This is a genomic window from Streptomyces sp. ISL-99 (assembly GCF_018614005.1).
GTDB lineage: Bacteria > Actinomycetota > Actinomycetes > Streptomycetales > Streptomycetaceae > Streptomyces > Streptomyces flavidovirens.
Genome location: NZ_JAGGPC010000021.1, coordinates 78,818 through 105,768, shown reverse-complemented (window position 1 = coordinate 105,768; position 26,951 = coordinate 78,818). Strand labels below are relative to the sequence as shown.

The window sequence follows — 26,951 nt, the reverse complement described above, 5'->3', positions numbered from 1 at the left end:
TGGAGACTCTACAGCGGGCCGGGCCCGGGACAGATGGATCACACGGTCCCGGGCCCGGGTGGAGTGGGGTGGTGAGATCGTCACCACCCCGGGTCGGACGGCCGGTCAGCCAACGGCCACCGGAGCGGCTTCCCGCTGCCCCTGCGACTCCGATTCGCCGTCCACGGACAGGAGTTCGTCCGCGGCGGCCTCCTCGGCGTCCGCGTCGCCCTTGACCTCGGTGGCGAGGAACTCCGCCAGCGCGCGGACCGTCGGGTTGCTCCACAGGATCGTCGGCGGCAGGTCCACCGCGAAGCACCTGTGCAGTCGTACCCGAAGCGCCACGGTGAGCACGGAGTCGACACCGAGTTCGAGCAGCGGCCGGTCGATCGCGATGTCGTCCACCGCGAGGTTGAGCTCGGCGGCCACTTGCTCGTGGGTCTCCTTCAGCACCAGCTCCGGCAGCTCCTGGGCCGGCACGGTGGCCCAGTCCACGCCGCCTGCGCCGGTGCTTTCCGCGCCGGCGTCGGTGACAGACAGGTGCGAGAACACCGGCAGCGTGTGGTCGGGCATGACCCGCATCACGGCGACGTACGGCAGGCCGAACCGGTCCGCGTACGCCCAGCTGCGCAGCGCCTCGGAGACGGTGATCCCGCCGAGTCCGCGGGACTCGGCCTCCAGGATCGTCGCCCTGCCGGTGGTCTCGCCCATGCCGCGGCCGATCCACTGCGCCCACCCGAAGCTGGTCGTGCCCAGCTCGCCCTGGGAGCGCCGCAGTGCGGCGAGCGCGTCCAGGAAGGAGTTCGCGGAGGCGTAGCTGACCTGGCCGGTGAGCCGGGCCAGTTGGCCGCACGAGGAGAACATGGTGAAGAAGTCCAGCGTGCCGGCCGGGAAGAGCCGGTGCAGGACCATCGCGCCGTCGGCCTTCGGACCCATGGTGGTGTCCAGGTTCGATGCGCTGGTCTTCTCCACCAGCGCGTCGGACACCACACCGGCGCAGTGCACGATGCCGCGCACGGGCGGCATGTCCAGCGCACCGGGGTCGAGGGCACGGGCCGTCGCCTCGGGGTCGGAGATGTCCAGCCGCAGCACTCGTACCGTGGCTCCGGCCGCCTCCAGGGCGACCACCTCGGCGATCTGCGCGGCCACGGCCGGGTCTTCCACCCGGTCCCACTCCGACCGGGACGGAAGGCCCCGCCGGCCGATGAGCACCAGTCGCCTGGCACCCTGCTCGACCAGGTGCCGCGCGGCCTCCAGGCCGAGCGCGCCCAGGCCGCCGGTGATCAGGTACGTGCCGTCAGGACGGCAGTCCACCGGCTCGCGCTCCGCGGGCCGTTCGACCTGCCGCAGCCGGGCCGCCGCGACACCCACGGGGGCGAGCGACAGCACGTCCTCGGTGGGCGGCAGGGCACCGAGCAGCCAGGCCACCTGCTGCGGCTCGACGCCCTCCGCGACGTCGATCACGCCGCCCCACAGGTCGGGACGCTCACCGGCGACGATCCGTCCGGCGCCCCACAGCGGGGCGTGCGCGAGTGCGGCCTCCGTGAGGCCCGCCCGTACCTCTTGGGTGAGCGCCCATACCTTGGGCCGGTGCTGCTCGTCCGGGATCGCCGCGACCTGCTGTACGGCGTCGACGAGCGCCTGCGCGCACCGGCGGGCCGCCTGCTCGGGGGCCTCCCCGGGCAGCAGGGCCTCGGGCGCCACGATGACCACGTCGCCGGAGGCGAGCAAGCCGTCGCCGATCGCGGTCGCGTCCGGCACCGCCCGGGCCTCCACGCCGCGCGCGGCGAGTGCCTCGATGAGTGCGGGACCGTCGGCGGGCCGGCCCACCAGCAGGGCCTTGGACGGCACCGGCGCGTCGGCCGGCACCTCCACCGGCTCCCAGACCAGCTCGTGCACCAGGTCGCGCGGGCCGACCGCACCGGATCCGATGTCCTGGACCTTGACGTAGCGCAGCCCGCGGGCCTCGCAGACCACCGTGCCGCTCTCGTCGGCCACCGTCATGCTGATGGTGTCCGGCGTGCGCGGGTCACGGACGGTGTGCACGTAGATCCGGGGCGGCGGGGGGCCGACGAAGGACAGCGACTCCAGGTGCGAGCAGGTGCGCAGGACGTTCGAGTTCTCGTCCATCACCAACACGCCACTTGCGGTCAGCGCGGCGTCGATGACCGCGGTCCAGCTGGACGGGTGCAGCTTCGGTGTGTGGTCCACGGTGATCGTGGACAGCTGCTCGTCCTCGCCGCGCAGGAGCTCCTCCACGACCCAGGGGAAGGTGTAGCCGTCCACGCCCATGGTCCGGAAGATCCCGTCGACCTTGGCCCAGGTCCAGGACTCCGGGCAGCGTGCCCGGATGACGTCCGGGTTCTCCATCGGGGTCGCCCCGACCTCCGGCTCGTGCACGACGGTGGCGGTGGTGTGGGTCAGCCATTCGTCGTCGCGGACGCTGCCGCTGTCCTGGTCGCGCTTGATGCGGCTGGCGATACGTACCTTGTCCTGCTCCATCACCACCTGCACCACACGCGTCGGGTGCGCGGCCAGCGGGATGCGGAAGACGATGTCGCGCAGTCCGCAGGCCGGCTCGCCCTCGTTGGTGGCCGCGCCGATGAACGAGTTGAGCACCACGGAGGCGGGCACCGTCTCCACGCCGACGACCTTGTGCGACTGCGCGTAGGGGCGGTTCTCCATGTGCAGCTCGGTCTGCCAGACCCGCTGGACCGGGGCGCTGGCGACGGTGGTCCGTGCGCCGATCAGCGTGTGGGTCTGCGGGTCGTGGCCGAAGCCCGCGCCCTGCTCCGGTGCGGTGTCCGGGAAGATCCAGTACGGCCGGTGCTGCCAGCGCACCGCCGGGACGTCCACCAGGTCACCTTCGTACGACCAGGAAACCGGGCTGCCGAGGCTGTGCAGCCGGGCCAGGCCGGCCAGCATGGTGCGCTGTTCCGGCTGCTCCCTGCGCAGGGTGATCGCCACCTGGGCGTCGGAGACCCCGGCGTCCAGTGCGGTCTCGGTGATGGAGTGCGCCACCACCGGGTGCGAGGAGACCTCCAGGAAGACCCGGGTGCCGTCGTCGAGCGCGGCCCGTACGGCTTGGTGGAAGCGGACCGGGTCGGCCAGGTTGGTGGCCCAGTACTCGCCCTCGCGGGGTGCGTCGGAGCGCGGGTCAGGGAGGGCCGTGCTGTACAGCGTCACCCGCGGGGTGCCGGCGTGCAGCTCGGAGGCGGCCTGTCTGACCTCGTCGAGTACGTCCTGTACGTGCGGACTGTGGAAGGCGACATCGGTGTTCACCCGGCGGGCCTGGATGCCGTCGGCCTCCAGGTCGGCCAGCAGGGCCTCGACCGCGTCGGTGTCGCCGGACACCACGGTGGACAGGGGGCTGGCGGCGATCGCCGCGACCACGCCGTCCCGGCCGGCCACCCGCTGCTCGACGTCGGCGAAGGCCATCGGCACCATCGCCATCGCGCCGCGTCCTGCGACCTGCTCCAGGGCACGGGCCCGGCGGCAGGCAAAGCGTGCTGCCTCTGCCCGGTTCAGGCTTCCGGCCACCGTGGCGGCGGCGATCTCGCCGACCGAGTGTCCGATGATCGCGCCCGGGCGCAGGCCCAGTTGCGACCACACCTCCGCGAGGGCGACCTGCATGGCGAAGGTCATCGCCTGGGTACGGGAGACCGTCCAGGGGCCGCCCGCCTCGATCGCCTCGCGCGGGGTCCACCCGAGCTCCTCGGCGAACACCGGGGCGAGTTCGTCGATGACCTCGGCGAACACGGGCTCGGTGGTGAGCAGTTCCTGGCCCATGCCGGACCACTGCGCGCCGTGCCCGGAGAACACCCAGGCCGGTCCGGCGGCACCGCTGTCGCCGAACGTGGACGCCGACTCCAGGGCCACCGCGGGCGAGGTCTCGCCGTCGGCCAGCGCGTCCAGTCCCGCCACCAGTTCCTCGGTGGTGCCGGCCACTACGGCGGCGCGGCGGGCCAGGTGGGAGCGGCGGGCGGTCAGCGTGTGGGCGAGGTCGTCCAGGTCGGCCTCCGGGTGCGCGCGCACCCACTCGGCGACCGAGCCGGCCAGCCCTCGTACGCCCTGCTCGGAGGCCGCGGACACGGGGAAGACCCAGGGGCGGGCCGTCTTCGCGGCGGCAGCCGGGCGCTTGGCCGCGTCCGGGCGCGGCGGGGCCTGCTGCAGGATGGCGTGTGCGATCGAGCCGCCCACGCCGTAGCTGGAGACTCCGGCGCGCATGCCGTGTTCGCCCTGCGGCCACGGTGTCGGTTCGGCGACGAGGCGCATCCCCGCGGCCTCCAGGCCGAGTTCGGGATCGGGCTCCTCGTGCGGGCTGGGCGGCAGTTCGCCGTGCCGCATCCCCAGCAGGACCTTGATCACGCCGGCGATGCCGGAGGCGGCCTCGACGTGGCCCACGTTCGGCTTGAGCGTGCCGATCAGCAGCGGGTGCTCGCTGTCCCGGCCGGGACCGAAGACGCTGCCGATGGCCTGGGCCTCCGCGGCGTCGCCGAGCTGGGTGCCGGTGCCGTGCGCCTCGACGTACTGCACCGTGCCCGGGTCGATGCCGGCCCGCTTGTAGACCTCTTCCAGCATGCGCTGCTGGGCGGCGCCGTTCGGCGCCATCATTCCGTCGGAGCGGCCGTCCTGGAAGACGCCGCTGCCCATGATCAGTCCGTGCACCGGGTCGCCGTCGCGGACCGCGTCGGACAGGCGCTTGAGTACGACGACTCCGCCGCCCTCGCCGCGCCCGTAACCGTCGGCCGCCTTGTCGAACGACTTGCTGCGCCCGTCCGGAGAGGTCGCGGAGGCCGCGTCCAGGGCCACCACCAGGGCCGGCGAGGCCATGATGTTGATGCCGCCGACGATGGCCACGCTGGTCTCACCGCTGTGCAGGGCCTGGCCGGCCACATGCAGGGCGGTCAGCGAGCCGGCGCAGGCGGTGTCCACGGCCATGCTGGGGCCGTGTGCGTCCAGGAAGTACGAGATGCGGTTGGCTATGCCGTAGAAGGTGGTGCCGTTCACGGCCCAGGCGCCCGTACGGTCCAGGTCTTCCAGCAGACGGCGGCCGTAGTCGTTGGAGTTCGCCGCCACATAGACCCCGGCGTCGGTGCCCGCCAGCGAGGTGGGCGGCAGCCCGGCGTCGCACAGCGCTTCCCAGGCCATTTCGAGCATGATCCGCTGCTGCGGGTCGATGTACTCGGCCTCGCGCGGCGTGATCTGGAAGAACTCGGCGTCGAAGCCCTCGATGTCCTGCATGAACGAACCCTTGCGGGTGGTCTTGCGCAGGATCTCGCGGGTCCGGCTGTCGGTCTCGTACGGGTCCCAGCGCCGGTCGGGCATCTCGCCCACGGCGCTGCGTCCGGCGCGCAGGAAATCCCAGAGCTGTCCGGGGGTGTCGAGGTCGGGGGCGAAACGGCAGCTCATGCCGATCACCGCGAGGGGCTCAACGGACGGGTCCGGAGCCACGGATGGGTTCTGCACATTCTCAGCCAACGCGCACTGCTCCCTTGTCGACACCGGCGCGGCGCAGACTCAGCGGCCGCAAATCAGTCCACACCTCGGCGATATGCGCGAGGCAGTTGCTCTTGGGGCCTTCGAAGCCCTCCGCGGCCCAGCCGTCCGGGATGTCCTGCCCGGCGGGCCAGATCGAGTACTGATCCTCGTGGTTGCGCACCACGAGGTACGTGCGCTCGTCCGTACTCACTCCCACTCCCACTCTCATCGATCGTGACGTGATGTGCGGTCCTGCTTTTTAGCCGCGCGAGGGCTGGGCATCCTCCCCGTGGGTTCCAGGCGCCAGAAAGGACGCTTCGAGCGTCCGGATGTACCCGGCCAGCTGGGCCGGGGAGTTCAGGGCCCGCGTGCGCAACAGCTCGTTCAGCTCGCCCGGTTCTGCGGGGGCGGTGAAGCGGCGCAGGGTGCGGGGAGCCGCGGCGGAAGGGTCCGCGGCCAGTTGGGCGGCGACCTGGCCGGCGATGCCGGCCACCCAGACCCGGCCGGGGTCCAGCTCGCCCACCGTGGAGTACCACTCGTGGTCCGGGCAGGGACTCAGCGAGTGGCCGGCGGCGCGGATGGCCGCCACCAGGTCCTGGGTGGTGCCGACGGCCGCCGGGACGGCGTCCAGGTAGCGGGTGCCCGCCTCTGTGTGGTCGCGGTCGGCCAGCAGCACCGCCCGGGCCGCGGCGTCGGCGGGCAGCGCCTGGAACAGCTCGTTGCCCTCCAGCGCGAAGCTCTCCGGGAAGCGGCCGGTCTCGATCATCGCCCGGGACCAGCTCCACACCGCGTCGGCGGAGTTGATCTGGAACCGCTGCTGGTCGCCGAAGACGCTGGGGATCCGGATCACCACGGCGGGTACGTCCAGTTCGGCGGCCAGGTGGAGATACTGCTCGGCCATCGCCTTGGAGCGTACGTATCCGTTGGCCGCGGACGGCAGTGCTTGCAGCGGCCCTGGTGGCACGGTGGAACCGGGCGGGTGGGCGGCGGAGTCGCCAACCGAGCTGGTGGACACCAGGGTGAGGGCGGAGCGGCGGCCGAGGGCGGCCAGCTCCAGCAGACCGGCCATGCAGTGCGTGTTCGCCGCGGCCAACTGCTCGTACGGGTAGACGTGGTTGACCCAGGCCGCGGTGTGGACGATGCGGCCGGCCTCTTGCGCCAGCCGGTCGTGGTCCGGTCCGGCGAGGCCGAGCCCGGGAGCGGCGATGTCGCCGTCCACCAGCTCCAGTCGTACGGCGTGCTCCTCGTGCCACAGCCCGAGGTCTGCCATCCCCGCCACCAGCTGCTCGCGGCGGGCGGCCCCGCCGCGTACCAGACAGATCACCCGGGCGCCGTCGGCCAGCAGCCCGGCGAGCACGAACCGGCCGACGAAGCCGGTGGCCCCGGTGAGGAGTACGACGTTCCGGTCCGCGTCGGTACGTGACCCCGGGCGCGGTATCCCGGCGGTCCTGGCGGCCAGGTCTGCGCGCACCTCTGCGAGCTCGGCCGCCGCGTCCTTTGCCGGTCCCGGTGCCGAAGCGCTCGCCGTGGCGGCGCGCACCTCGTCCACCGCGTGGGCCAGCGGCTGGAGTCGGGGGCAGCGGAAGAGAGTGTCCATCGGCATCTCGACGCCGAGCGCGGTGCGGATCCGGGCGACCATGTGCATCACCATCAGGGAGTGCCCGCCGAGCTCGAAGAAGCTGTCCTCGCCGCCCACCGCGGGTACGCCGAGCAACTCGCACCAGATCGCTGCCAGTTGCCGCGCGGTGTCACCGCGCGGGGCCTCGCCGCGCGGTCCGGTCTGCTCTGCCCGGTCCCTGCGGTCGGCCAGTGCCTGGCGGTCCAGCTTGCCGTTGCGGGTCAGCGGCAGTTCGTCGACCACGGTGACCGAGGCGGGCACCATCCATTCCGGCAGCGAGCGAAGGAGCGCCCGGCGGATCGCGGTGCCACTGGTCCCGGCGCTCTGGGCGGGTACGACATAGCCCGCCAGGGTGGCCGCGCCGACCCGGTCCCGCTCCAGCACCACGGCGGCGTGGGCGACGACGTCGAGCGCGTCGAACGCCGCCTGTACTTCGCCCGGCTCGATCCGGTGTCCGCGTATCTTCACCTGGTCATCGCCCCGCCCCAGGTAGACCAGCTCTCCGTCGCTGCGGCGCACCGCCAGGTCACCGCTGCGGTACATGCGGGCGCCGGGGCGTCCGGCGAACGGGTCGGGCAGCATGCGCTCCGCGGTCAGCCCCGGGTTGGCCACATAACCCAGGCTCACCCCGTCCCCGCCGACGAAGATCTCGCCGGGCACTCCGGTACCGACCGGGTGCAGCGACTCGTCCAGCAGGTACAGCGACAGGTCGGGCAGCGGGGGGCCGATCAGGGACGCCGGCTCTGCCAGGTCCTGCTCGCGCACCCGTCGCACGGTGACGTGCACGGTGGTCTCCGTGATCCCGTACATGTTGATCAGTTCCGGCTGCTGGTCGCCGTGGGCGCTCATCCAGGGGCGCAGCGCGGTGTGGTTGAGTGCCTCGCCGCCGAACACCACGTAACGCAAGTCCGACGGGCCGGAGTGCTTCAGCAGGGTCTCGCTCACCTGGCCGAACGCGGACGGGGTCTGGCTCAGTACGGTGACCTGCTCGTCCCGTACGAGCTCGGCGAACACGTCCGGGGCGCGGGTCGCCCACTGCGGGACGATCACGAGTCGGCCACCGTGCAGCAGCGAGCCCCAGATCTCCCAGACGGAGAAGTCGAAGGCGTAGGAGTGGAACAGCGTCCACACGTCGTCCGGCCCCAGCCGCAGGTGCTCGTCGCAGGCGGCCAGCAGTCGCATGACGTTGCGGTGCGCGACGAGCACGCCCTTGGGGCGGCCCGTGGAGCCCGAGGTGTAGATGACGTAGGCGGGTGCGTCCGGGGGTACGTCGACGGCGGTCGGACCGGGTGCGCCGTCCGACCATGCCGGATCCTGCCAGTCCAGTACGACGACGTGCGGCGCACCGTCCGTGGCGCCCAGTGCGGACGCCGATGCGGTGGCCGGGGTGGCCAGCACGGTCCGTACCCGGCACTCGGCGAACTGGTCGGCGGTACGGTCGGCGGGGTTCTCCGGGTCGACGGGCAGGTAGGCGGCGCCCGCCCGGAGCACTCCGAGCACGGCGGCGGGCAGGTCCACGGTGCGGTCGAGGACCAGACCGACGATGCTGCCCGGTCCTTCGCCGCGCGCCTGCAGGGCCGCGGCGATCCGGTCGGCGCGGGCGGACAGCTCCGCGTAGGTGAGCCGCTCCCGTTCGTCGCAGACGGCGAGGGCGTCCGGCCGCAGGGCGGTCTGCGCGGCGAACGCGCCGTGCAGTGTCTCCTCCGGCGGGACGGTGTCCTCGGCCCGGGTCAGCCCTCGGGCGGAGAACACCGTGTGCTCGCCGGGCGCGAGTATCTCCAGGTCCGCGACCGGGGCGTCCGGTGCGGCCAGGCCGGCGCGCAGCAGCGCCTCCAGCCAGCGGGCCCAGCGGGCCACGGTCTGGGCGTCCAGCAGTTCGTCGTCGTACGGCACGTAGCCCACGACCTCTTCGCCCTCGCACCACAGTTCGGCCATGAGGTCGTAGTGGGTGGCGCCGCCGTCCAGTTCGGCGAAGGAGATCTCCAGGCCGGGCATCGCGGGCGGGGTGGGGGCGCCGTCGCGCAGCGAGAAGGAGGTCTGGAAAATCGGCGTCTCGCCCGGGCGGCGGGAGGGCTGCAGCTCGCGCACCAGCATGTCGAACGGCACGTCCTGGTGGGTCATCGCCTCGGTCAGGGCGGCCCCGGTGCGACGTATCAGGGTGTGCAGGTCCGGCCGGTCACCGACCTGGACGTGGATCGGCAGCCAGTTCAGGAAGTACCCGATCATCTGCTGCATCTCCGCGCGTGGCCGGCCGGCCACCGGGACGCCGACCACCACGGACTCCGAGCGCACCAGCCGGGACAGCAGGGCGATGTATCCGGCGAGGAACGCCCCGAGCAGGGTGGTTTCGTGCTGCCGGGCCAGCTCGCGCAGCCCGGCGACCAGGTCGGCGCCGAACCGTATGTGGTGGAACTGTCCCTGGCTGCCGCGGATCGCGGGCCGGGGGCGGTCGGTGGGCAGGCCGAGGGTGTCCGGGGCGCCGTCCAGCTGCTTGCGCCAGTGGTCCAGGGTGCTGCGCATCGTCGCGCCGTCGACCGTGGCCCGCTGCCATTCGGCGAAGTCGGGGTAGTGCAGGTCGAGCGGGGCCAGTTCCACCGGCTCCCCGAGCTCGCGGGCGTACAGCTTGCCGAGGTCGTTCAGCAGGATTCCCAGCGACCAGTTGTCGGAGACGATGTGGTGCTGCACCACTGCCAGCAGGTGCTCGCGCTCCCCGGTCCGGTACAGCGTGCAGCGCACCAGCGGTCCCTCTGCCAGGTCGAAGTCCTCCGTGACCAGTGCGGAGGCCTGCTGCCGTGCGGCGGTGGCCGGGTCCGCGGCGGCGCGGCAGTCGATCTGTTCCAGCGGGAGCTTCATCTGCTCGCGTACGACCTGGTAGGGGCGGCCGTCGCGCTGCTGGAAGACGGTGCGTAACGCCTCGTGCCGCTGGGCGAGCTGCTGAAGTGCCCTCTCCAGCGCGGCGGGATCCAGTTCGCCGTCGAGCCGCAGGGCGACCGGGACGTGGAAGATCTCGCGCCGGGTCAGCAGTTCGTACATGAACCACAGCCGCTCCTGCTCGAAGGAGCAGGGGGCCTCTGCGGCGCTGCCGGCGCGGCGGGTGATGCCGAGGTCGGCGCCCTGGCGGGCCAGCAGCCGCTCCACCAGCCGGCGTTTCTGCGGGCTCAGTTCCGCCAGCCGCGACCGCAGGGCGCCCAGGTCGGGCGGAACCGTGCCGGCCACCGGTGCGTCCGGCCGGGTCTGCAGCTGCTCGGTGGGCAGATCCATGGCAGAAGACTCCTTGTCGGGTCGGTGGTTCGCGGGCCGGTGAGCGGTTCAGCGGGTGGTTCGGGTGCGCGCTTCAGGTGCGCCAGTTCAAGCGGGTGGTTCGCGTGCGTGGGTCAAGCGGGCGGATCAGTGGGCGGTGAAGCCGCCGTCCACCACCAGCTCGGTGCCGGTGACCCCGCCGGAATGCGGGCCGGCCAGCCAGAGGCAGGCGGCCGAGACCTCGGCGGCGGTGACGAGCCGGCCGATCGGGTGCAGGGATGCGGAGGTGCGCTCGTAGTCCTGCAGTTCGGCGCCCATCGAGGCGGCGACCGCGCGGGTGCTGCGGGTGCTCAGCTGGGGGTCGTCGGCCACGGTGGTCGGGCAGATCGCGTTCGCGCGCACGCCGTGGCGTCCGTACTCCAGCGCGATGGACTTGGTCAGTCCGATCACGCCGTGCTTGGAGGCGACGTAGTTGGCGTACCTCTCGAAGCCGACCAGTCCGCCGGTGGACGCGGTGTTGATGATGCGTCCGCCGCCTTGTTCCACCATGTGCGGAAGGACCGCGCGGCAGCACCGCCAGGTGCCGCTCAGGTTGACGTCCAGGGCGAGCTGCCACTGCTCTTCGGTGAGCTCGTGCACCCGTACACCGCCCGGGCCGAGCACGCCCGCGTTGTTCAGCAGTACGTCGATCCGGCCGAACTCGTCGAGCCCGGCGTTCACCACCTTGTCGATGTCCGCCTGGTGACGCACGTCGGCGACTCCGGTCAGCACCCGGCTGCCGAGCTTGCGGCAGGCGTCCGCGGTCTCCTCCAGGTCGCGCCGGCCGGACATCGGGTAGGGGCCGCCGTCCGGGTCGCAGCGGTCGAGCAGGATCAGGTCCGCGCCCTCGCGGGCGAAGGCCAGCGCGTGCGAGCGGCCCAGCGCGCGGGCGGCACCGGTGATCAGGGCAACGTTCCCGTCGAGCAGCATCATGCCTCCAGGAGATCGGGCGAGGCCGTGGCCTGCGGCGGCACCAGGTCCTGTTGCGGCACCAGTTCCTGCGGCGACGCCGCCGCCAGCTGGCTCGCGAGCCGGGGCAGGGCGAGTGCCAGGACGTCGATCGCACGGTAGAGATCGGCCAGCGGGATGTGTTCGTCGGTGGTGTGGTCCAGGTGGGCGTCGCCGGGCCCGTACGCGGCCATCGGTACGCCCCACGGGTCGAGGGTGTTCATGTCCGAGGTGCCGGCCTTGCGTTTGAGCGTCGGGCGGACGCCCTGGGCGGCGATCGCGGCGCGCAGCTGGCTGACCACGGGGTCGGCCCGCGGCCGGGTCACCCCGGGTACCCGCTCGTCCACCCAGATCCGGGTGTGCGGTCTGCCGCGGGCGAAGCGTTCCAACGCCGCGAAGTCGAACCCCGGCGGCACCCGGCAGGTCAGGAAGGCCTCGGCCCTGGCCAGGTCGCCGTGCAGCCGGATCAGCGTTCCGGCGGCGACACCGAACGCGATCGGGTCGTCCTGCTCCGGCGACAGCCCGCGCAGATAGTCCTGTACGTCGTGGGCGAAGCGGGCGGCCCGTTCAACGGCGGTCGGCTCCGGGCTGCTGGTGTGCAGGGGCGGCTGACTGATCTCGTAGCCGATGCCGGTACGCCCCTTGTAGCCCAGGCAGACCCCGTCCCAGCCGCTCGGCTCACCGATCACCACCGCTGCCGGGGGCGGCACGGTGGCCAGCACGTGCCGGGCGCCGCGCGAGCCGGCCACTTCCTCGCCGACCGCGCCGATCAGGTGCACGCGCACTCCGCGGGTGCGGGCCGCAGCACAGATCATGGTGACGATGGAGCCCTTGGCGTCCACCGCACCGCGGCCGTAGAGCAGGTCGCCGACCTGGCACACGGGCACCTGTCCGGGGACGGTGTCGATGTGTCCGAACAGCATGACGGTGGGGCCGGTGCGCGGGCCGATCAGGCCGTGCGCGTTGCCGACCTCGTCGACGTACGAGTCGAAGCCGAGCTCGGCCATCTGTTCGGCGAGGAAGTGGGCGACGGGGAGTTCCTGACCGGAGACCGAGGGGATGCCGAGTGCGGTCCGCAGCAGCCAGGCGGGGTAGTCCTCGTGGAGTACGCCGGGGCGGGCGCGGTCGACGGTCCGCTGACGGTTACTCATGCCGCTCCCCCCGCTCCCCTTCGCGCAGCCAGGTGCCTGTTCCGGACAGGGCCTGCTGGATCGGCCGGTGCTGGTGTGCGGAGCCGATGGCCACCTGCTGGACGGTCCTGCTGGCCCGCAGCCCGGCCCGCACCTTGTGCCGCATCCGGCCTCGTACGACGTCTCCGGTCAGGTGTTGCGGGCCCACCTCCGCGATCCGGGTGGACGGGTCGTCGGGGTCGGCCAGTACGCCGCACACGTCGGTGAGCAGTACCAGCGCCGATGCGCCGAGTGCCTCTGCCAGGCGGGCGGCCGCGTCGTCGGCGTCCACGTTGAGCAGGTTGCCCGCGGTGTCGCTGGCGGGCGGGGAGACCACGGGGACGTCCCCTCGGTCCAGCACCGCGCGCACCGGGGTGGGGTCGACGTGCTCGATCCGGCCGGATCTGTCGTCGCGGATGAGTACGGTCCGGCCGTCCTGCACGGACCGCAGCGCCGGTTTGCGCGTTGCGGTCAGCAGGGCGCCGTCCGCGCCGCTCAGGCCCACCGCCCGTGCGCCACGTAACCGCAGTCCGCCGACCAGCTGCGGTTTCACCCGGCCGAGCAGGGCGAGGGTGATGACGTCGAGCATGGCCTCGTCCGTACGGCGGCTGTGCGTGCCGTCCGGGGACCGGATCACCTGGCGCTCCACGCCGAGTTGTTCGGACAGCCGGTCGGCGACGGCTCCGCCGCCGTGCACCAGCACCGTCGGCCGGCCGGCGGCGGCCAGCTCGGCCACCTCGTCCAGCACGCGCTGCGGGTCGCTCCCGCCGCCGATCTTGACCACGATCACTCCGCCGGGGGCGGAGTTGCCGACGAGCGCGTTCGGCGCTCTCCCCGTCAGGTCCTGGGCCAGGTCCTGTGCCATGTCCCCGCTCACCTCCCCGTTGTGTCTTGCCGCTGTTCGTGCCGCTCTGCTCTCACGTGAAGCGTTCGTGGACCGGACATCAGGCAGGGTGCAGTCCCGGGAATTCAAGTCCGGCGTCCTCCGGCATTCCGCAGGCCACGTTCAGGCTCTGCACCCCGCCGCCGGCCGCCCCCTTCACGAGGTTGTCCAGCGCGGCCACCAGCACGATCCGGCCGCCGTCCTCGTCGACGGCGCAGCCGATGTCCACGAAGTTGGTGCCGCCGAGGAACTGCGGGTCGGGCATCCGGTGTACGCCGCGGCCACGGGCCACGATCCGGACGAACGGGTGGTCGCGGTACGCGCGTTGCAGCACTTGCAGCACCTGTCGGCGGGTGACCGGCTGCGGAGGCGTGACGTGGCACAGCACTTGCGCGCCGCGCACCGTCGGGACGGCCGTCACCGTCATCCGGGCCCGCACTCCGGCCAGCGCGGCGATCTCGGTCTCGTGCCGGTGTCCGGCGGGCTTGTACACCCGGAAGGCGTTCCCGCGTTCTGCGTGGTGTGAGGCCGGTCCCGGCTCCGCACCGGAGCCGGACGAGCCGGCCCGGGCGTCCACCACCACGTCACCGGCCACCAGGCCCGCCCGCTGCACGGGAGCCAGGGCCAGAATGGCCGCGGTGGCCATGCAACCGGGAACGCTGATCCTCGTGGCGCCGACAAGCTCGTCGGCGAACAGCTCGGGCAGACCGGTCCGGTACGCGGTGCCGTCCGCGGAGAGGCCGCCGCCCCGGAAGTCGGGACTCAAGTCCACTATCGTCTCTGCCCGCTCCCCGACCCCGGCCTCCACCTCGGCGGAGGCGCCGGAGGGCAGGGCCAGGAACGCGGTGTCCACCGGTTCCAGCTCCTGCGGGGCCCGGAAGGTCAGTGCGAGGTGGTGCAGGTTGGGGTGCACTTCCGCCACCGGCCGGCCCGCATGCCGGCGCGAGAGCGCCTGCACCAGCTCCAGCTTGGGGTGGGCATGCACCAGCCGCAGCAGTTCACCGCCGGTGTAGCCGGCCGCGCCGACAACACTCACCTTCACTGGCCCACTCCTCATCAGTTCGTGGTCTACCTCGGCTACGAAGGGGTGTGCAGCGATCCGGACGACTACTCGCCCCAGTCCTCTTCGACCTCGGGAGCAAGGGCCAGTACCACGGGCCCAGTTGCTACTACTTCGAGCTCGCTCGAACAGTTCTGGCAGATCACGATCTCGGCCGCGAGCACATCGGGGCGCACCTCCAGCGCCCCCCCGCACTCGGGACACTGCACGCTCAGTGCAGTAGTCATGTGTTGCCTCCTGAAGATTGTGTGACTACTGTCTTTCGAGAACACAGCAGAAGCTAACACACACTGCACAAGGGCACACCCCCGAGAGATCAGTTTCCTCGCAGAACAGGTTGGGAGGCCCGGCCGGTGAAGGTCGAGTCACAGATTTCCGCGAGTCGGGTAATACAGACTGTCGACAGTCACTCCATGGTCCGGCAACAATGGAATGACGAGTACGCAGACTCTGCATCGTGGGGCGTTGGATTTCCCGGACAACAGCATCCCCGTGCGGAACGCGCAGCCGTACAACCGGAGGTGCCCGCCCATGTCTGAGCTCACCCGCACCACGACCCGCACCCCGGCAGCAGGAACCGGCCTCGCCCTGCTCGGCGGGGACCGGGCCGTACCCAGGACCAGCACCGGCGGCACCTGGCCGCTCATCACCGCGGCCGACGAGCAGGCCGTACTCCGGGTGCTGCGCGAGGGACCGCTGAACGCCGCCTCGCCGGGCGAACCCGAGGTCGGCCGCCTGGAGCAGGCGTGGGCAGAGGCCACCGGGACCCGGCACTGTGTCGCCGTCGCCTCCGGCACCGCCGCGCTGCACCTGGCCCTGCGCGGCTGCGGGATCGGCCCCGGTGACGAGGTCATCGTCCCGGCACTGACCATGAACGCGACAGCCCATGCCGTGTGTGCGGCGGGAGCCACACCCGTATTCGCCGACGTGGAGCCCGGCACCTACACACTCGACCCGCAGTCCGTCGCCGCGGTCGCCGGACCGCGCACCGCCGCACTGCTGCCCGTGCACCTGCACGGACTGCCCGCCGACATGCCCGCGTTGGGCAAACTGGCAGACCAGTGGGGCATCCCGGTCGTGGAGGACGCGGCCCAGGCGCACGGCGCGCAACTCGACGGCCGACGGGTCGGCGCCCTGGGCAAGGCCGGCTGCTTCAGCCTGCACCCCCACAAGAACCTGCCGACCTGCGGTGAGGGCGGGCTCATCACCACCGACGACGACGATCTGCACGAGCAGTTGGTACGACTGCGCAACTTCGGCGAACTGGAGCCCACCGGGGCGCGCAGCTACATCGCCCACCGGGCCGCGCTGAACGCCCGGATCACGCCGATGGCAGCCGCGTTCACCCATTCCCAGCTGTCCCGCTTCGACGATTACGCCCGCCGGCGCGAGCCCGGGATCCGCAGCTTCCTGGACCGGCTCGCCAGCCTGCCCGGGCTGCGGGTGCCGCAGATCCCGGCCGGACGCACCCATGTGTGGCACATCCTTCGTCTGATGCCGGAGCCGGAGGCGCTCGGCCTGGGTCCGGAGCACCGGACCGGTCTGCGCGCCGCCCTGCACCGGGTACTGCGGGCCGAGGGCGTGCCCGTGTCCCAATACCAGGTCGCCCCGCTGTCCGCGCAACCCGCGTTCCGGCCGGACGGGTTGTCCACGTCGGACGCACTGGACCGGGTGGACGAGCTCTTCCCGGTGACCGTCGCCGTCGTCGACGGGTCGCTGTGCCTGCAGCGCCGGCACCTGGACCCGGCCGCCGGGCCCCTGTTGCAGTGGTACGCCGACGCGTTCGAGAAGGTCTGGCAGCACCTCGACCTGATCCGCCGGATGGCCACCTCCCGCTCCGCTCCCGGCTGGCGGGAGGCGCTGCGCCGGGGCTGACCCGCTCGCCGGTCCGCCAGTCCGCCAGTCCGTCCGATCCGCGTCCCAGGTCCACGCCCGGGTCGAGGCCCGTCCGAAGGGAGCCAGACATGGCCGTCCCACCGCACCCACCTGCGCCCGCACACCCCGCCTTGGAAGCCGTGGAAGCGGACCATTCCTCCGCCATCTCCACAGCGCCGCTCGACCCCGCGGAGATGGCCCGGCGGATCCGCGGGGACGCGGTCCGGATGGCGGGCGGCCCCGAGGGCGCGCACGTCGGCGGCAGTCTGTCCTGCGCCGATCTGATGGCCGTCCTGCACGCCCAACTGCTGCGCCCGGGAGACTCGTTCGTACTCAGCAAGGGTCATGCGGCACCCGCGCTGTACAGCGTGCTGGTCCAGCTCGGCCGGCTCCCGGCGGAGGAGCTCGACGGCTACACCCGGCCCGGCAGCCGGCTGTTCGGCCATCCGTCGCACGACCTGCCCGGAGTCGAGTTCGCCACCGGTTCGCTGGGCCACGGGCTCGGCCTGTCGGTGGGACTGGCGATTGCCGAGCAGCTGCGCGGCGGTGACCGGCACGTGTACACCGTGCTCGGTGACGGCGAGCTGCAGGAGGGCAGCGTCTGGGAGGCCGCTCTGCTCGCCGGCCACCGCAAGCTGCCCGGACTGGTCGCGGCGGTGGACCGCAACGGGCTGCAGATCACCGGTGGCACGGAGGGCTGCGTCGGGCTCGAACCGCTGGACGCCAAGTTCGCGGCCTTCGGGTGGGAGGCGCGGATCGTCGACGGGCACGACCTGTCCGCGCTGCACGAGGCCCTGCAACCGTCCCCGGCCGGTCCGGTCGCGGTGATCGCCCGCACCGTCAAGGGCCGCGGGGTGCCGTTCCTGGAGGGCCGGGTGGCCGGTCACTACGCCAAGCTCAAACCGGACCTGGTGCGCAGGGGCCTGGCCGCGCTCGGTCAGCCGGTGGCAGGAGGTACGTCGTGAGCCGCACCCCGACCGTCCCGCCCGCCTCAGCGGACTCCGTAACAACGGGGCAGCCTGCCGGGCAGGACCCGCAGCCGGTCCTCGGCCCGGACCCCCGGGCCGCCTACCGCGAGGCCCTGCTGGAACTGGCCGCCGCCGACCCCCGGGTGATCTGCCTGGACTCCGACACCGGCGGCCTGGAGAAAACCTTCGGCAAGCAATTCCCGGACCGTTACGTCAATGTCGGGATCGCGGAGGCGAACCTGATGACGGTGGCCGCCGGGCTCGCCCGCCGCGGTTTCATCCCGTACGTGCACACGATGGCCACCTTCGCCACGATGCGCGCGGGCGAGTTCCTCAAGCTGGACGTGGTCGGCAACCGGCTGCCGGTACGGGTGATCGCCACACACGGTGGCCTCGCCGCCGCGCACTTCGGCACCAGCCACTTCGCCCTGGAGGATCTGGCGGTGACCCGCGCCCTGGCCGACCTGGCCGTCGTCGTGCCGGGCGACCCACGCCAGGTCGGCGCCGCCACCCACCAGTTGCACGAGTTGCCCGGTCCCGGGTACCTGAGGCTGGGCCGCTCCGCCACGCCGGTGCCGCCCGGGCCGGCGCCCGAGTTCCGGCTGGGCCGGGCCCGGGCACTGCGCGAGGGCGCGGACGTCACGCTGGTGGCGGCAGGTCCGCTGCCGCTGCTGTGCGCACTGGAGGCTGCCGGGGAACTCGCGGCCGGCGGCATCGACGCGCAGGTCCTGGACCTGCACACCCTGCATCCGCTGGACCGAGAAGGCCTGCTGACCGCGTGCCGTGGCCGCGCCGGGGTGGTGACCGTGGAGGAACACCGGCCGCAGGGCGGTCTGGGTGACGCGGTCGCCGAGGTGGTCTCTGCCGAACTGGCTCTGCCGATGCGCCGACTGGCCGTACGGGGCCGCCCCGGCCAGCGGGTAGCCGGCCAGCGCGCCGCGCTGGAGCAGCTCGGCGTGAGCACGGGTGCGGTGGTGGACGCGGCCCGGCAACTGCACGCCCGTACCACTGCTGTCCGCTGAGAACCCACGTGCGGGCGAGCGGACACCCAGAACACGACACAAACGACCGGCGCACCACACTGCCGCCGACCCAACCATGAGGTGATGACGATGACGAGCCCCGCCCTGGTCCGCGACGAGGACCGAATCCGTTACGTGCAGAGCGTGTTCCAGCGGGTGCTCGAGCTGGAGCAGGAGGCGAAACCCGAAGACGACTTCTTCGCGCTCGGCGGCACCTCGCTGGCCGCCATGGAAGTGATCGACCTGATCGAGGCGGAGCAGGGTCTGCGCGTACCGGTACGGAACTTCTACCGGGCCACCGTGGTCCGCGAGCTGGCCCTTGAACTCGCCCCGTCCGGCGCCGAGTCCGACGGAGAATCCTCATGACGATCCACAGACCGGTCGCCACACCGGACCTGCCCGGCGCCGTGCTCGTACAACGCGCCCAGAAGCTTCCGTCCCTGACCGGGCTGCGCTTCTTCGCCGCGTTCCTGGTGGTGCTCTCGCACGTCGGGGTCAATCTGCTGCCACGGGTGGCTCCGGACCAGATATTCGCGTTCCGGCTCCTGCACGAAGCCGGCGCTTTCGGGGTGTCGTTCTTCTTCATCCTGAGCGGATTCGTGCTGACCTGGGTGGCCCGGGACGACGACTCCGTAGGGCGGTTCTGGCGGCGCCGGTTCTTCAAGATCTATCCGAACCACCTGGTCACGGTCCTTGCCGCGCTGCTGCTCGCGGCGGCCGCGGGTCATGCGCTGACGGCACGCGACGCGGGTGCGACGCTGCTCCTGGTGCAGACCTGGATCCCGGACATGAAGCTCCAGTTCAACCTGTGGTCGAACACTCCGACCTGGTCGCTCTCCTGCGAGCTGTTGTTCTACCTGGCGTTCCCGTGGCTGCTGAAGCTGCTGCGGAAGATCCCACCCGCCCGGCTGTGGTTGGCGTTCGGGGTGGTGTACGCCGTGATCTGGGCCGTTCCCCTGGTGGCCTCCTGGCTGCCGAAGTCCGGGGGGATCCACCCGGGCACCGGCCAGAACTGGTTCTCCATGTGGTTCATGACGTTCTTCCCGCCGGTACGGATGCTGGAGTTCGTGCTGGGCATCGTGGTGGCGCTGATCGTCGTCAACGGGCGGTGGATCCGGCTGCCGCTCGCTGTGGCGCTCGTGTTTCCGCTGGTGCCGTTCGTCGCCACGGGTTACATGCCGAACGAGCTCGGCTTCGTGGCGCTCACGGCTCTTCCGCTCGCCTTCCTGGTCGCGGCCACCGCCGCCGCCGACATCGGCAGCAGCAGCGGCAGAACCTGGCTCGGCGGCCGGACCATGGTGTTCCTGGGCGAGATCTCCTTCGCTCTCTATCTGGTGCACTGGCTGGTGGTGGTCTACGGCTGGATCGGCCGCACCTCCCCCACCTGGGGCGCGAAACCCGGTGCTCCCTCGACATGGCCGGAGGTACTCGGTCTGGCAGGGCTGACGATCGCCACCAGTCTGGTGCTCGCATGGCTGTTGTACGTGCTGGTGGAACGCCCCGTCATGCGGCGGTGGAGCCGTCCGCGCGCACCACGGGCCGATGAGGTGCTCAGGCCCGCTCCGGACAGGGTTTGAGTCCTGTCCGGGCAGGGTGATCTCGAAAAGTTGCTCCGGGTCGAGAGGGGCCACGCGGAGCCCGAGGAACTGGCTGCTCTCGTCGCGCTGTTGCTGGCCTGCGCCGCGGCCCGGCGGCGGGCCGGGCCTGTCCCCTCCCGCAGCCACTCCCCCGCCGGCTGGCGGCGCCCGGTGCGCATTCCGGATTTCTCGGCGCCGCACAGCTGGCAGGGCTGAGGCTTTCCTTGCCTGTGGTGAGGTCGCAGATCAGCGCAGGTTCTGCAGCCGGACCTGCCCGCGGGCGACCAGACTGCCCGCGGCGTCCACCGTCTCCACCGACCAGACCTGCTGGGTGGCACCCCGGTGGATCGGTTCCGCTGTCGAAGTGAGCCGACCGTTGGCCACGGTCACCGGGGCGAAGAAGTCCGTGGTGTTGCTGACTCCGACCACGGTGCCCTTGTCACCGAGCCAGCGGTCGGCGGCCACACTGGCCACGGACTCGACCACCGCACAGTGCACTCCGCCGTGCAGTATCCCGTGAGGCTGTAGCAGGTCGCCGCGGGCCGACCAGCACGCCACCACCCGGTCCGGGCCGACCTGCTCGAAGTGCAGACCCAGGTGGTCGACGTAGGGTCCATGTCCCGCGTGTGGCTGGCCAGTTGTCGTCATGTGCCGAGTATTTCAGGTGTCGTGGCGAGTTCCTACCGCATCTAGAAGGAGGTCCAACCGACCATGGTGGTTAGCCCCGGATCGTGTGACTGTGGTGTGACCGTCCTGCTGACCGGTCTGCCGAGTGCGGGCAAGTCGACAATCGCGTTCTTGGTCGCCGAGAGGCTGCGTGACGCGGGACACCGCGTCGAGGTTCTGGACGGCGATGCGATGCGGAAGACTCTGTCGGCGGATCTCGGATTCGACCGCGAGGGCCGGCACGAGAACCTGCGGCGGATCGGCCTGATGGCCGAGGTGCTCGCCCGCAACGGCGTGATCGTCCTCGTCCCGGTCGTCGCGCCGTACGCCGAGAGCCGTGACGCCGTCCGGCGCCGGCACACCGAGAGCGGAACGGCCTTCCTCGAGGTCCATGTGGCCACGCCGGTCGAGGTCTGCGCGGAACGGGACGTCAAGGGCCTGTACGCCAAGCAGCGGGCCGGTGAGCTGACGGGCCTCACTGGGGTCGACGACCCGTACGAGGTGCCCAAGGAACCCGATCTCGTCATCCCGACGGTCCGGCAGTCGGCCGACGAAGCGGCCTCCCTGCTCATGGACCTGCTCAAAGAGGAACGGTTCGTGGCATGACGGCCACGGAACCGCGGTCGTGTCCCAGGCTTGGTCACCTGGACTCGCTGGAGTCCGAGGCGGTGCACATATTCCGGGAGGTGGCGGGGGAGTTCGAGCGGCCGGTGATTCTCTTCTCCGGCGGCAAGGACTCGATCGTCATGCTGCATCTGGCGCTGAAGGCGTTCGCGCCCGCCTCACTTCCCTTCTCCCTGCTGCATGTCGACACCGGGCACAACTTCCCCGAGGTGCTGGAGTACCGGGACCGTGCGGTGGCCGAGCACCGTCTGAGACTGCATGTCGCCTCCGTGCAGGACTACATCGACCGCGGCGTGCTGCGCGAGCGCCCCGACGGGACGCGTAACCCGCTCCAGACGGTGCCGCTGACGGAGAAGATCCAGGCGGAGCGGTTCGACGCGGTCTTCGGCGGCGGGCGCCGTGACGAGGAGAAGGCGCGGGCCAAGGAGCGGGTGTTCAGCCTGCGCGACGAGTTCTCGCAGTGGGACCCGCGCCGGCAGCGCCCCGAGCTGTGGCAGCTCTACAACGGCCGCCACGCGCCGGGCGAGCACGTGCGCGTCTTCCCGCTGTCCAACTGGACCGAGCTGGACGTGTGGCAGTACATCGCCCGCGAGAAGATCGAACTGCCGCAGATCTACTACGCGCACGAGCGCGAGGTCTTCCGGCGCAACGGCATGTGGCTGACCGCCGGCGACTGGGGCGGTCCGCGGGGTGCGGAGAGTGTCGAGACCCGTCTGGTGCGCTACCGCACCGTGGGTGACATGTCCTGTACCGGCGCCGTCGATTCGGACGCGGTGACGCTGGATCAGGTCATCGTCGAGATCGCCGCGTCCCGGCTCACCGAGCGGGGCGCCACCCGCGCCGACGACAAGATGTCAGAGGCCGCGATGGAGGACCGCAAGCGTGAGGGGTACTTCTGAATGAACGTATTCACCGGGCAGTTGGCCGATCCGTCGGCCACCACGCTGCTGCGTTTCGCCACGGCCGGATCGGTCGACGACGGCAAGTCCACCCTGGTGGGCCGCCTCCTGTACGACTCCAAGTCGGTACTGACCGACCAGCTGGAGGCCGTCGAGGCGGCGTCCCGCAACCGCGGCCAGGACGCCCCCGACCTGGCGCTGCTCACCGACGGCCTGCGCGCCGAGCGCGAGCAGGGCATCACCATCGACGTGGCGTACCGCTACTTCACCACCGCCCGGCGCCGGTTCATCCTGGCCGACACCCCCGGACATGTGCAGTACACCCGGAACATGGTGACGGGCGCGTCCACCGCCGAGCTGGCCGTCGTCCTGGTCGACGCCCGCAACGGGGTCGTCGACCAGACCCGCCGCCACGCGGCCGTCGCCGCGCTCCTGCGCGTCCCGCACGTGGTGCTCGCCGTCAACAAGATGGACCTCGTCGACTACGCCGAGCCCGTCTTCGCCGACATCGCCCGTGAATTCACCGCGTACGCACGCCGGTTGGGTGTAAGCGAGATCACCGCCATCCCGATCTCGGCACTCGTCGGAGACAACGTCGTCGAGCCGTCCGCACACATGGACTGGTACGGCGGACCGACCGTACTGGAGCACCTGGAGACCGTACCCGTCGACGACCACGACCTGGCCGGCCGCCACGCACGCTTCCCGGTGCAGTACGTGATCCGGCCTCAGACCGCAGCTCACCCCGACTACCGGGGATACGCGGGCCAGATCGCAGCCGGCGCCTTCCGGGTCGGTGAGCAGGTCACGGTCATGCCGTCCGGCCGCACCTCGCGGATCAGCGGTATCGACCTGCTCGGCAAGCCGGTGGACGAGGCCTGGACCCCGCAGTCGGTCACGCTGCTGCTCGACGACGACATCGACATCTCGCGCGGCGACCTCCTGGTCCCGTCCGGTGACGCTCCGGCGACCACCCGGGACGTCGAGGCGACCGTCTGCCATGTCGCCGACCGGCCGCTGGCTGTGGGGCAGCGGGTGCTGCTCAAGCACACCACCCGTACCGTCAATGCCGTCGTCAGAGAGATCCCGTCCCGGCTCACCCTGGACGGTCTCTCCCCGCACCCGGAGCCCGGACAACTGGTCGCCAACGACATCGGCCGGGTCCGCATCCGTACCGCGGAACCGCTCGCCCTCGACGGCTACGCCGACTGTCGGCGCACCGGCTCCTTCCTGCTGATCGACCCGGCCGACGGCACCACACTGAGCGCCGGCATGGCGGGCGCCGCCTTCGCCGCGGCCACCACGCCCCCCGCGCGCGTCGGGGCCGTACGGTCCGAAGACCCCGACGCCGGCTGAGACTTCCGGTCAGTCACGGGCGGGCGCAGTGGTCGGGTGCCCGCTCGCTCCGGGCAGGTCTCCGATCGGTGTACGGGGTCCCTCCGCCGCCGCGGCGAGCAGCTCCAGCACCTGATCGATCCGCCGGTAGCCGGACGTCCGGTCCCACAGGTCGGTGTTCAGCTCCACCATCGCTGAGAGCCCGGAGGGGCGCAGCAGCCCGTGGAAGGCCATGTCGTAGCGCGCGGTGCCGTGGGAGAGGAAGCGGTACTCGCAGTCCAGGCCGGCGAATTGGGCGGGCATCCAGGACTCCAGTTGCAGTTCGCAGGTGACCTGGTAGATCGGGTGCGTACCGGGCACCCGCTGCGGCTGGACGGTCTGCACGATCTCCGCGAAGGGCACCTGCTGGTGCTCGTAGGAGCGCAGCACTGCCGCGCTCACCCGCTGCACGAGTTCGTCGAAGCGGGGGTTGCCCGACAGGTCCAGCCGGACCGGAACCACGTTGAGGAAGCAGCCGATCAACTGGTCGGCCCCACGCTGCGTACGGTTCGCCGTGGGAATGCCGATCACGATGTCGCTCTGGCCGCTCAGCCGTTGCAGCACGACCGCGACCGCCGCGCAGAACACGGTGAACGGGGTCGTACGGCAGGCGCCCGCCAGCTCGCGCACCATCCTGGCCGCGTCGGCGGAGGCGGGCCGCTCCAGGAACTCGCCGCGGAAACTCGCGCGGTCGCCGCGAGGACGGTCGGTGGGAAGCCGCAGCGCGGCCGCCCCGGCCAGTTCCCGGGCCCAGAACCGGCGCAGCCGTTCGCCCTCCGCACCGGCAAGGAAGTTCTCCTCGGCCCGGGCCAGGGTGGCGAGGTCGACCTCGTGCGGGGGCAGGACCGGAGCTTGTCCGGCAGCCCTGGCCCGGTAAGCGGTGCTCAGTTCCCGCATCAGCAGGGTCATGGACACCTCGTCGGTGACCAGGTGGTGGAAGAGCAGCTGGGCCTGGTGGCGCTCCGCCCCCAGCCGGATGATCCGGGCCCGCAGCAGCGGGCCGCGGGTGAGGTCGAATCCGGTGTACGCGATCTCCCGCTCCAGCCGCTGCAACTGCGCTTCACGGGCGGCGTCGTCGTCCTGGCCGGTCAGGTCGATCGTGGGTACGTCGATCGCGGTGTGCGGCTGGATTCGCTGCACCGGCGCGCCGTCGACCTCGACGAACGTGGCGCGCAGGCCCGGCTGGTGCGCCACCACGTCGTTCAGCGCGGCGGCGAACGCGTCCGGCCGCAGCGGTCCTGCCAGGTCCAGGATCAGCGGAATGGTGTGGGTGAGCGCGTGCGGGTCGGCCTGCTGGGCCAGCCACAGCTGACGCTGGCCGGACAGCAGGGGCGCGTCCACGGCGGTGTCGTTTCCGCAGGTCTCTGTGGCCGGGGAGTGTGCTTCTTCCGCCGGTACGACGACGGCTTCCGCCTCTGTGCCGTCGGGCAGCCCGGCAATGAGCTCAAGCATGCCGTCCAGTTCGGGATGGGCGTTACGCAGGTGGGCGGTCAGCTCGGCCGGGGTCGGGTTCTCGAACAGGGCCCGTACCCGCACCCCCACCCCGAGCGTCTCCCGTATCTCGGCCACCAGGCTGGTGGCCAGCAGCGAGTGTCCGCCGCAGGCGAAGAAGTCGTCGTCCGGGGCGAGTCCCGGCTGTTCCAGCACCTGTGCCCAGATCTCTGTGACCAGTCCCAGGAGCCGGTCCGTGCCCGACGTCGTGCGGGTGTCCGGCGAAGGAGTGTCCGCCGCGGGCACGGGCAGTCCGGCCACGATCTCCAGCCGGCCCCGCGTGTCGCGCCGGGCGGTGAGGCCGGTGCGGACCTTGGCCAGCAGCAGCTCGGCGGGCTGGTGCACCGACAGGCCGGGCTCCAGTTCCAGGTCCTCTGCCTGTGCCCCGCTCAACCCGGTCAGCACCGGCCAGCACTCCGGCCCGCGTGAGCGGTCGAGCAGCAGCGTGAGGGGGGTGCCGTCAGGCAGGTCGAGCCGAAGCTCCTCTGCCGGTCCATCGACCGGCTCCTGGCCGGCCGATACGGGGCCGACCGGCACCGGCGCGTTCAGCTCCAGCTCCGGCAGCCGCAGCGTGGGCCGCGCCAGCCACTGCTTCAGCACCCCGGCGTAATCCTCCACCAGCGCGCGTATCCCGTCCGGGGTGTAGAGGTCGCTGTCGTACTCCAGCCACAACCGGACCTGCTCATCGGTGACTTCGATCTCGGCGACGGTGTCGAACCGGCCGCGGTCGCGTTCGACGTCCAGTACCCGCACCGGCTGCCCGCCCAGGCTCAGCTCGCCGACCGCGTCCACCCGGGGCAGGAACAGGTGCTGGAACAACGGGGTCCGGTCGGTCGGGCGCGGGGCGGCGGCAGCCTGCACGATCCGGTTGAACGGCAGCCGGACATGCTCGACCGCGGCGGCCACCCCGGCCGAACAGCGGGACACCGCATCGGCGAGATCCGGCGCGCCCCCGAGGTCCAGGCGCAGCGGCACGGTGTTGGCGAGCTGCCCGACCAGCGACTCCAGTTGCGGGACGGCCCGGTTGGCGGCGAGCACGCCGAGCATCAGGTCCTCGTCGCCGGTGGAGCGGGCGATCATGGCCGCCCAGCCCGCCAGGCACAGGGCGTACGGCGAGGCGTGCAGGGTCCGGGCGGTACGCCGCACGGCGGGACCGTCGACCCCCGGCAGGACGAACCCGGTGCGCCGGCCCGCCCCGCGGCGGCTGCGGCGGCGCGGCAGGTCGGGCCGTACTTCCAGGGTGGTCGGCGCGGCTCGCAGGGTCTCCTGCCACCAGGCGGTGTCGGTGTCCTGGACGGCGGGGAGCAGTGATTCGCGCTCCCATTGGACGAAGTCGCCGTACTGCAGCTCGGGTTCGGGCACCGGTGAGGGGGTCCCGGCCAGCGCGGCGGCGTAGTCGGCGGCCAGCTCCGCCAGCAGCAGCCGGACCGCGGTGGCGTCCGCGAAGATGTGGTGCACGGCCAGTGCCAGGACGTCCTCGCCCGCCGGGCCGCCGCCGTGCAGCAGCAGGAACGCGATCCCGCAGCCGGCCGCGGGGTCGATCCCGGTGCCGGCGAACCGGGACAGCGCCCGGTCCCGGTCCTGCCGCGCGTCCCCGTCACGCTCGCGGGCCGGGAGCGTGACCTCGGCGAACGGCAACTGTTCGGGCACCGGGAGCACCAGTTGTCCCGGCCGCCCGTCGTGCAGGCGTACCGCGCTGCGCAGGATTTCGTGCCGGGACAACAGCGCGCGGACCGCGGTGCTCAGGGCGTCCGCGTCCAGTCGGCCCGGCACCGCCAGCGCCACGCACTCGGTCAGCGGGGCCTGTTCGGCCGCTGCTGCGTCGGAGGACCAGAAGTGCTCCTGGATAACCGCAAGGGGTATGAAGTCTTCGTAGCCTCTCATGGAGATACGATAGCGCGGCACGCAGACATTGCCCAGTAGTGTCGCGGTACGACGGCGAAGACCGGGCCCGTTCTTGTCGTCCACCCGTACGACAGTCGCCGTTCGGACGATTCCCTTTCAGGCCACGCCGCAATCAGTTTCGGCCGGATCGCGT

19 protein-coding genes are annotated in these 26,951 nt (G+C 71.8%); 9 read left to right on the top strand and 10 right to left on the bottom strand.

Translation table 11 applies throughout. The annotated features are described in order from the left end of the window. Positions 1-105 precede the first annotated feature (105 nt). From J7E91_RS12610 to lysW, 8 genes are all read right to left on the bottom strand, one after another. Complete coding sequence (locus tag J7E91_RS12610) at positions 106-5,400, bottom strand: type I polyketide synthase (RefSeq protein WP_308376459.1); 5,295 nt, start codon at positions 5,398-5,400, stop codon at positions 106-108. Positions 5,401-5,452: 52 nt separating this feature from the next. Then, on the bottom strand, positions 5,453-5,689 hold the full coding sequence (locus J7E91_RS12605; RefSeq protein WP_037648899.1) for an MbtH family NRPS accessory protein: 237 nt from the start codon (positions 5,687-5,689) through the stop codon (positions 5,453-5,455). A gap of 30 nt (positions 5,690-5,719) precedes the next feature. Then, the gene (locus tag J7E91_RS12600) at positions 5,720-10,339 is read right to left on the bottom strand and encodes a non-ribosomal peptide synthetase (RefSeq protein WP_214902212.1); all 4,620 of its coding nucleotides are present in this window, start codon (positions 10,337-10,339) and stop codon (positions 5,720-5,722) included. 126 nt (positions 10,340-10,465) lie between these two features. Further along, entirely contained in the window at positions 10,466-11,290 is an 825-nt protein-coding gene (locus J7E91_RS12595; RefSeq protein WP_214902209.1) for a mycofactocin-coupled SDR family oxidoreductase, read from the bottom strand. Continuing rightward, positions 11,287-12,456, bottom strand: a complete 1,170-nt coding sequence (locus J7E91_RS12590; RefSeq protein WP_214902206.1) for a M20/M25/M40 family metallo-hydrolase — start codon at positions 12,454-12,456, stop codon at positions 11,287-11,289. The genes J7E91_RS12595 and J7E91_RS12590 overlap by 4 nt, the downstream gene beginning before the upstream one ends. After that, positions 12,449-13,339 carry an acetylglutamate kinase gene (gene argB, locus J7E91_RS12585; RefSeq protein ID WP_214902203.1) on the bottom strand — a complete coding sequence of 297 codons (891 nt, stop codon included), beginning with the start codon at positions 13,337-13,339 and terminating at the stop codon, positions 12,449-12,451. Before argB ends, J7E91_RS12590 begins: the two co-directional genes overlap by 8 nt. Positions 13,340-13,418: 79 nt before the next feature. Beyond that, the gene (gene argC / locus J7E91_RS12580) at positions 13,419-14,399 is read right to left on the bottom strand and encodes an N-acetyl-gamma-glutamyl-phosphate reductase (RefSeq protein WP_308376432.1); all 981 of its coding nucleotides are present in this window, start codon (positions 14,397-14,399) and stop codon (positions 13,419-13,421) included. A 65-nt stretch (positions 14,400-14,464) separates the two neighbouring features. Next, the gene (gene lysW, locus J7E91_RS12575; RefSeq protein ID WP_028812843.1) at positions 14,465-14,644 is read right to left on the bottom strand and encodes a lysine biosynthesis protein LysW; all 180 of its coding nucleotides are present in this window, start codon (positions 14,642-14,644) and stop codon (positions 14,465-14,467) included. A gap of 304 nt (positions 14,645-14,948) precedes the next feature. Between lysW and J7E91_RS12570 the strand changes: the two genes are divergently transcribed. From J7E91_RS12570 to J7E91_RS12545, 6 genes are all read left to right on the top strand, one after another. Beyond that, the gene (locus J7E91_RS12570) at positions 14,949-16,292 is read left to right on the top strand and encodes a DegT/DnrJ/EryC1/StrS aminotransferase family protein (RefSeq protein WP_214902197.1); all 1,344 of its coding nucleotides are present in this window, start codon (positions 14,949-14,951) and stop codon (positions 16,290-16,292) included. Positions 16,293-16,381: 89 nt separating this feature from the next. Continuing rightward, positions 16,382-17,257, top strand: coding sequence for a transketolase (locus J7E91_RS12565; RefSeq protein WP_251015569.1), 876 nt, complete (start codon positions 16,382-16,384; stop codon positions 17,255-17,257). Then, entirely contained in the window at positions 17,254-18,282 is a 1,029-nt protein-coding gene (locus tag J7E91_RS36975) for a transketolase family protein (protein ID WP_214902195.1), read from the top strand. Before J7E91_RS12565 ends, J7E91_RS36975 begins: the two co-directional genes overlap by 4 nt. Before the next feature lie 84 nt (positions 18,283-18,366). Continuing rightward, the gene (locus tag J7E91_RS12555; protein WP_214902192.1) at positions 18,367-18,648 is read left to right on the top strand and encodes an acyl carrier protein; all 282 of its coding nucleotides are present in this window, start codon (positions 18,367-18,369) and stop codon (positions 18,646-18,648) included. After that, entirely contained in the window at positions 18,645-19,859 is a 1,215-nt protein-coding gene (locus J7E91_RS12550) for an acyltransferase (protein ID WP_214902190.1), read from the top strand. The genes J7E91_RS12555 and J7E91_RS12550 overlap by 4 nt, the downstream gene beginning before the upstream one ends. A gap of 3 nt (positions 19,860-19,862) precedes the next feature. After that, complete coding sequence (locus J7E91_RS12545; protein ID WP_214902427.1) at positions 19,863-20,075, top strand: acyl-CoA carboxylase epsilon subunit; 213 nt, start codon at positions 19,863-19,865, stop codon at positions 20,073-20,075. A gap of 30 nt (positions 20,076-20,105) precedes the next feature. Here the strand turns inward: J7E91_RS12545 and J7E91_RS12540 are convergent, their stop codons facing one another. Next, on the bottom strand, positions 20,106-20,507 hold the full coding sequence (locus J7E91_RS12540; RefSeq protein WP_214902187.1) for a PaaI family thioesterase: 402 nt from the start codon (positions 20,505-20,507) through the stop codon (positions 20,106-20,108). A gap of 63 nt (positions 20,508-20,570) precedes the next feature. Here J7E91_RS12540 and cysC point away from each other — a divergent pair, with 63 nt between their 5' ends. Genes cysC through J7E91_RS12525 form a run of 3 tightly spaced genes read left to right on the top strand, consistent with a single transcriptional unit; the run spans position 20,571 to position 23,404 of the window. Continuing rightward, positions 20,571-21,131, top strand: coding sequence for an adenylyl-sulfate kinase (gene cysC / locus J7E91_RS12535; RefSeq protein ID WP_214902184.1), 561 nt, complete (start codon positions 20,571-20,573; stop codon positions 21,129-21,131). After that, positions 21,128-22,048, top strand: coding sequence for a sulfate adenylyltransferase subunit CysD (gene cysD / locus J7E91_RS12530; RefSeq protein WP_214902180.1), 921 nt, complete (start codon positions 21,128-21,130; stop codon positions 22,046-22,048). The genes cysC and cysD overlap by 4 nt, the downstream gene beginning before the upstream one ends. After that, positions 22,049-23,404 carry a sulfate adenylyltransferase subunit 1 gene (locus tag J7E91_RS12525; protein WP_214902176.1) on the top strand — a complete coding sequence of 452 codons (1,356 nt, stop codon included), beginning with the start codon at positions 22,049-22,051 and terminating at the stop codon, positions 23,402-23,404. It abuts the gene before it with no gap. A gap of 9 nt (positions 23,405-23,413) precedes the next feature. Here the strand turns inward: J7E91_RS12525 and J7E91_RS12520 are convergent, their stop codons facing one another. Beyond that, positions 23,414-26,797, bottom strand: a complete 3,384-nt coding sequence (locus J7E91_RS12520; RefSeq protein WP_214902172.1) for a condensation domain-containing protein — start codon at positions 26,795-26,797, stop codon at positions 23,414-23,416. Positions 26,798-26,951: the final 154 nt, after the last annotated feature.

Excerpts from the sequence above, each read along its gene's own strand:
- J7E91_RS12605 (WP_037648899.1), bottom strand. The coding sequence starts at position 5,689 with ATGAGAGTGGGAGTGGGAGTGAGTACGGACGAGCGCACGTACCTCGTG.
- J7E91_RS12600 (WP_214902212.1), bottom strand. The coding sequence starts at position 10,339 with ATGGATCTGCCCACCGAGCAGCTGCAGACCCGGCCGGACGCACCGGTG.
- J7E91_RS12595 (WP_214902209.1), bottom strand. The coding sequence starts at position 11,290 with ATGATGCTGCTCGACGGGAACGTTGCCCTGATCACCGGTGCCGCCCGC.
- J7E91_RS12590 (WP_214902206.1), bottom strand. The coding sequence starts at position 12,456 with ATGAGTAACCGTCAGCGGACCGTCGACCGCGCCCGCCCCGGCGTACTC.
- argB (WP_214902203.1), bottom strand. The coding sequence starts at position 13,339 with ATGGCACAGGACCTGGCCCAGGACCTGACGGGGAGAGCGCCGAACGCG.
- lysW (WP_028812843.1), bottom strand. The coding sequence starts at position 14,644 with ATGACTACTGCACTGAGCGTGCAGTGTCCCGAGTGCGGGGGGGCGCTG.
- J7E91_RS12570 (WP_214902197.1), top strand. The coding sequence starts at position 14,949 with ATGTCTGAGCTCACCCGCACCACGACCCGCACCCCGGCAGCAGGAACC.
- J7E91_RS12565 (WP_251015569.1), top strand. The coding sequence starts at position 16,382 with ATGGCCGTCCCACCGCACCCACCTGCGCCCGCACACCCCGCCTTGGAA.
- J7E91_RS12555 (WP_214902192.1), top strand. The coding sequence starts at position 18,367 with ATGACGATGACGAGCCCCGCCCTGGTCCGCGACGAGGACCGAATCCGT.
- J7E91_RS12550 (WP_214902190.1), top strand. The coding sequence starts at position 18,645 with ATGACGATCCACAGACCGGTCGCCACACCGGACCTGCCCGGCGCCGTG.
- J7E91_RS12540 (WP_214902187.1), bottom strand. The coding sequence starts at position 20,507 with ATGACGACAACTGGCCAGCCACACGCGGGACATGGACCCTACGTCGAC.
- cysC (WP_214902184.1), top strand. The coding sequence starts at position 20,571 with ATGGTGGTTAGCCCCGGATCGTGTGACTGTGGTGTGACCGTCCTGCTG.
- cysD (WP_214902180.1), top strand. The coding sequence starts at position 21,128 with ATGACGGCCACGGAACCGCGGTCGTGTCCCAGGCTTGGTCACCTGGAC.
- J7E91_RS12525 (WP_214902176.1), top strand. The coding sequence starts at position 22,049 with ATGAACGTATTCACCGGGCAGTTGGCCGATCCGTCGGCCACCACGCTG.
- J7E91_RS12520 (WP_214902172.1), bottom strand. The coding sequence starts at position 26,797 with ATGAGAGGCTACGAAGACTTCATACCCCTTGCGGTTATCCAGGAGCAC.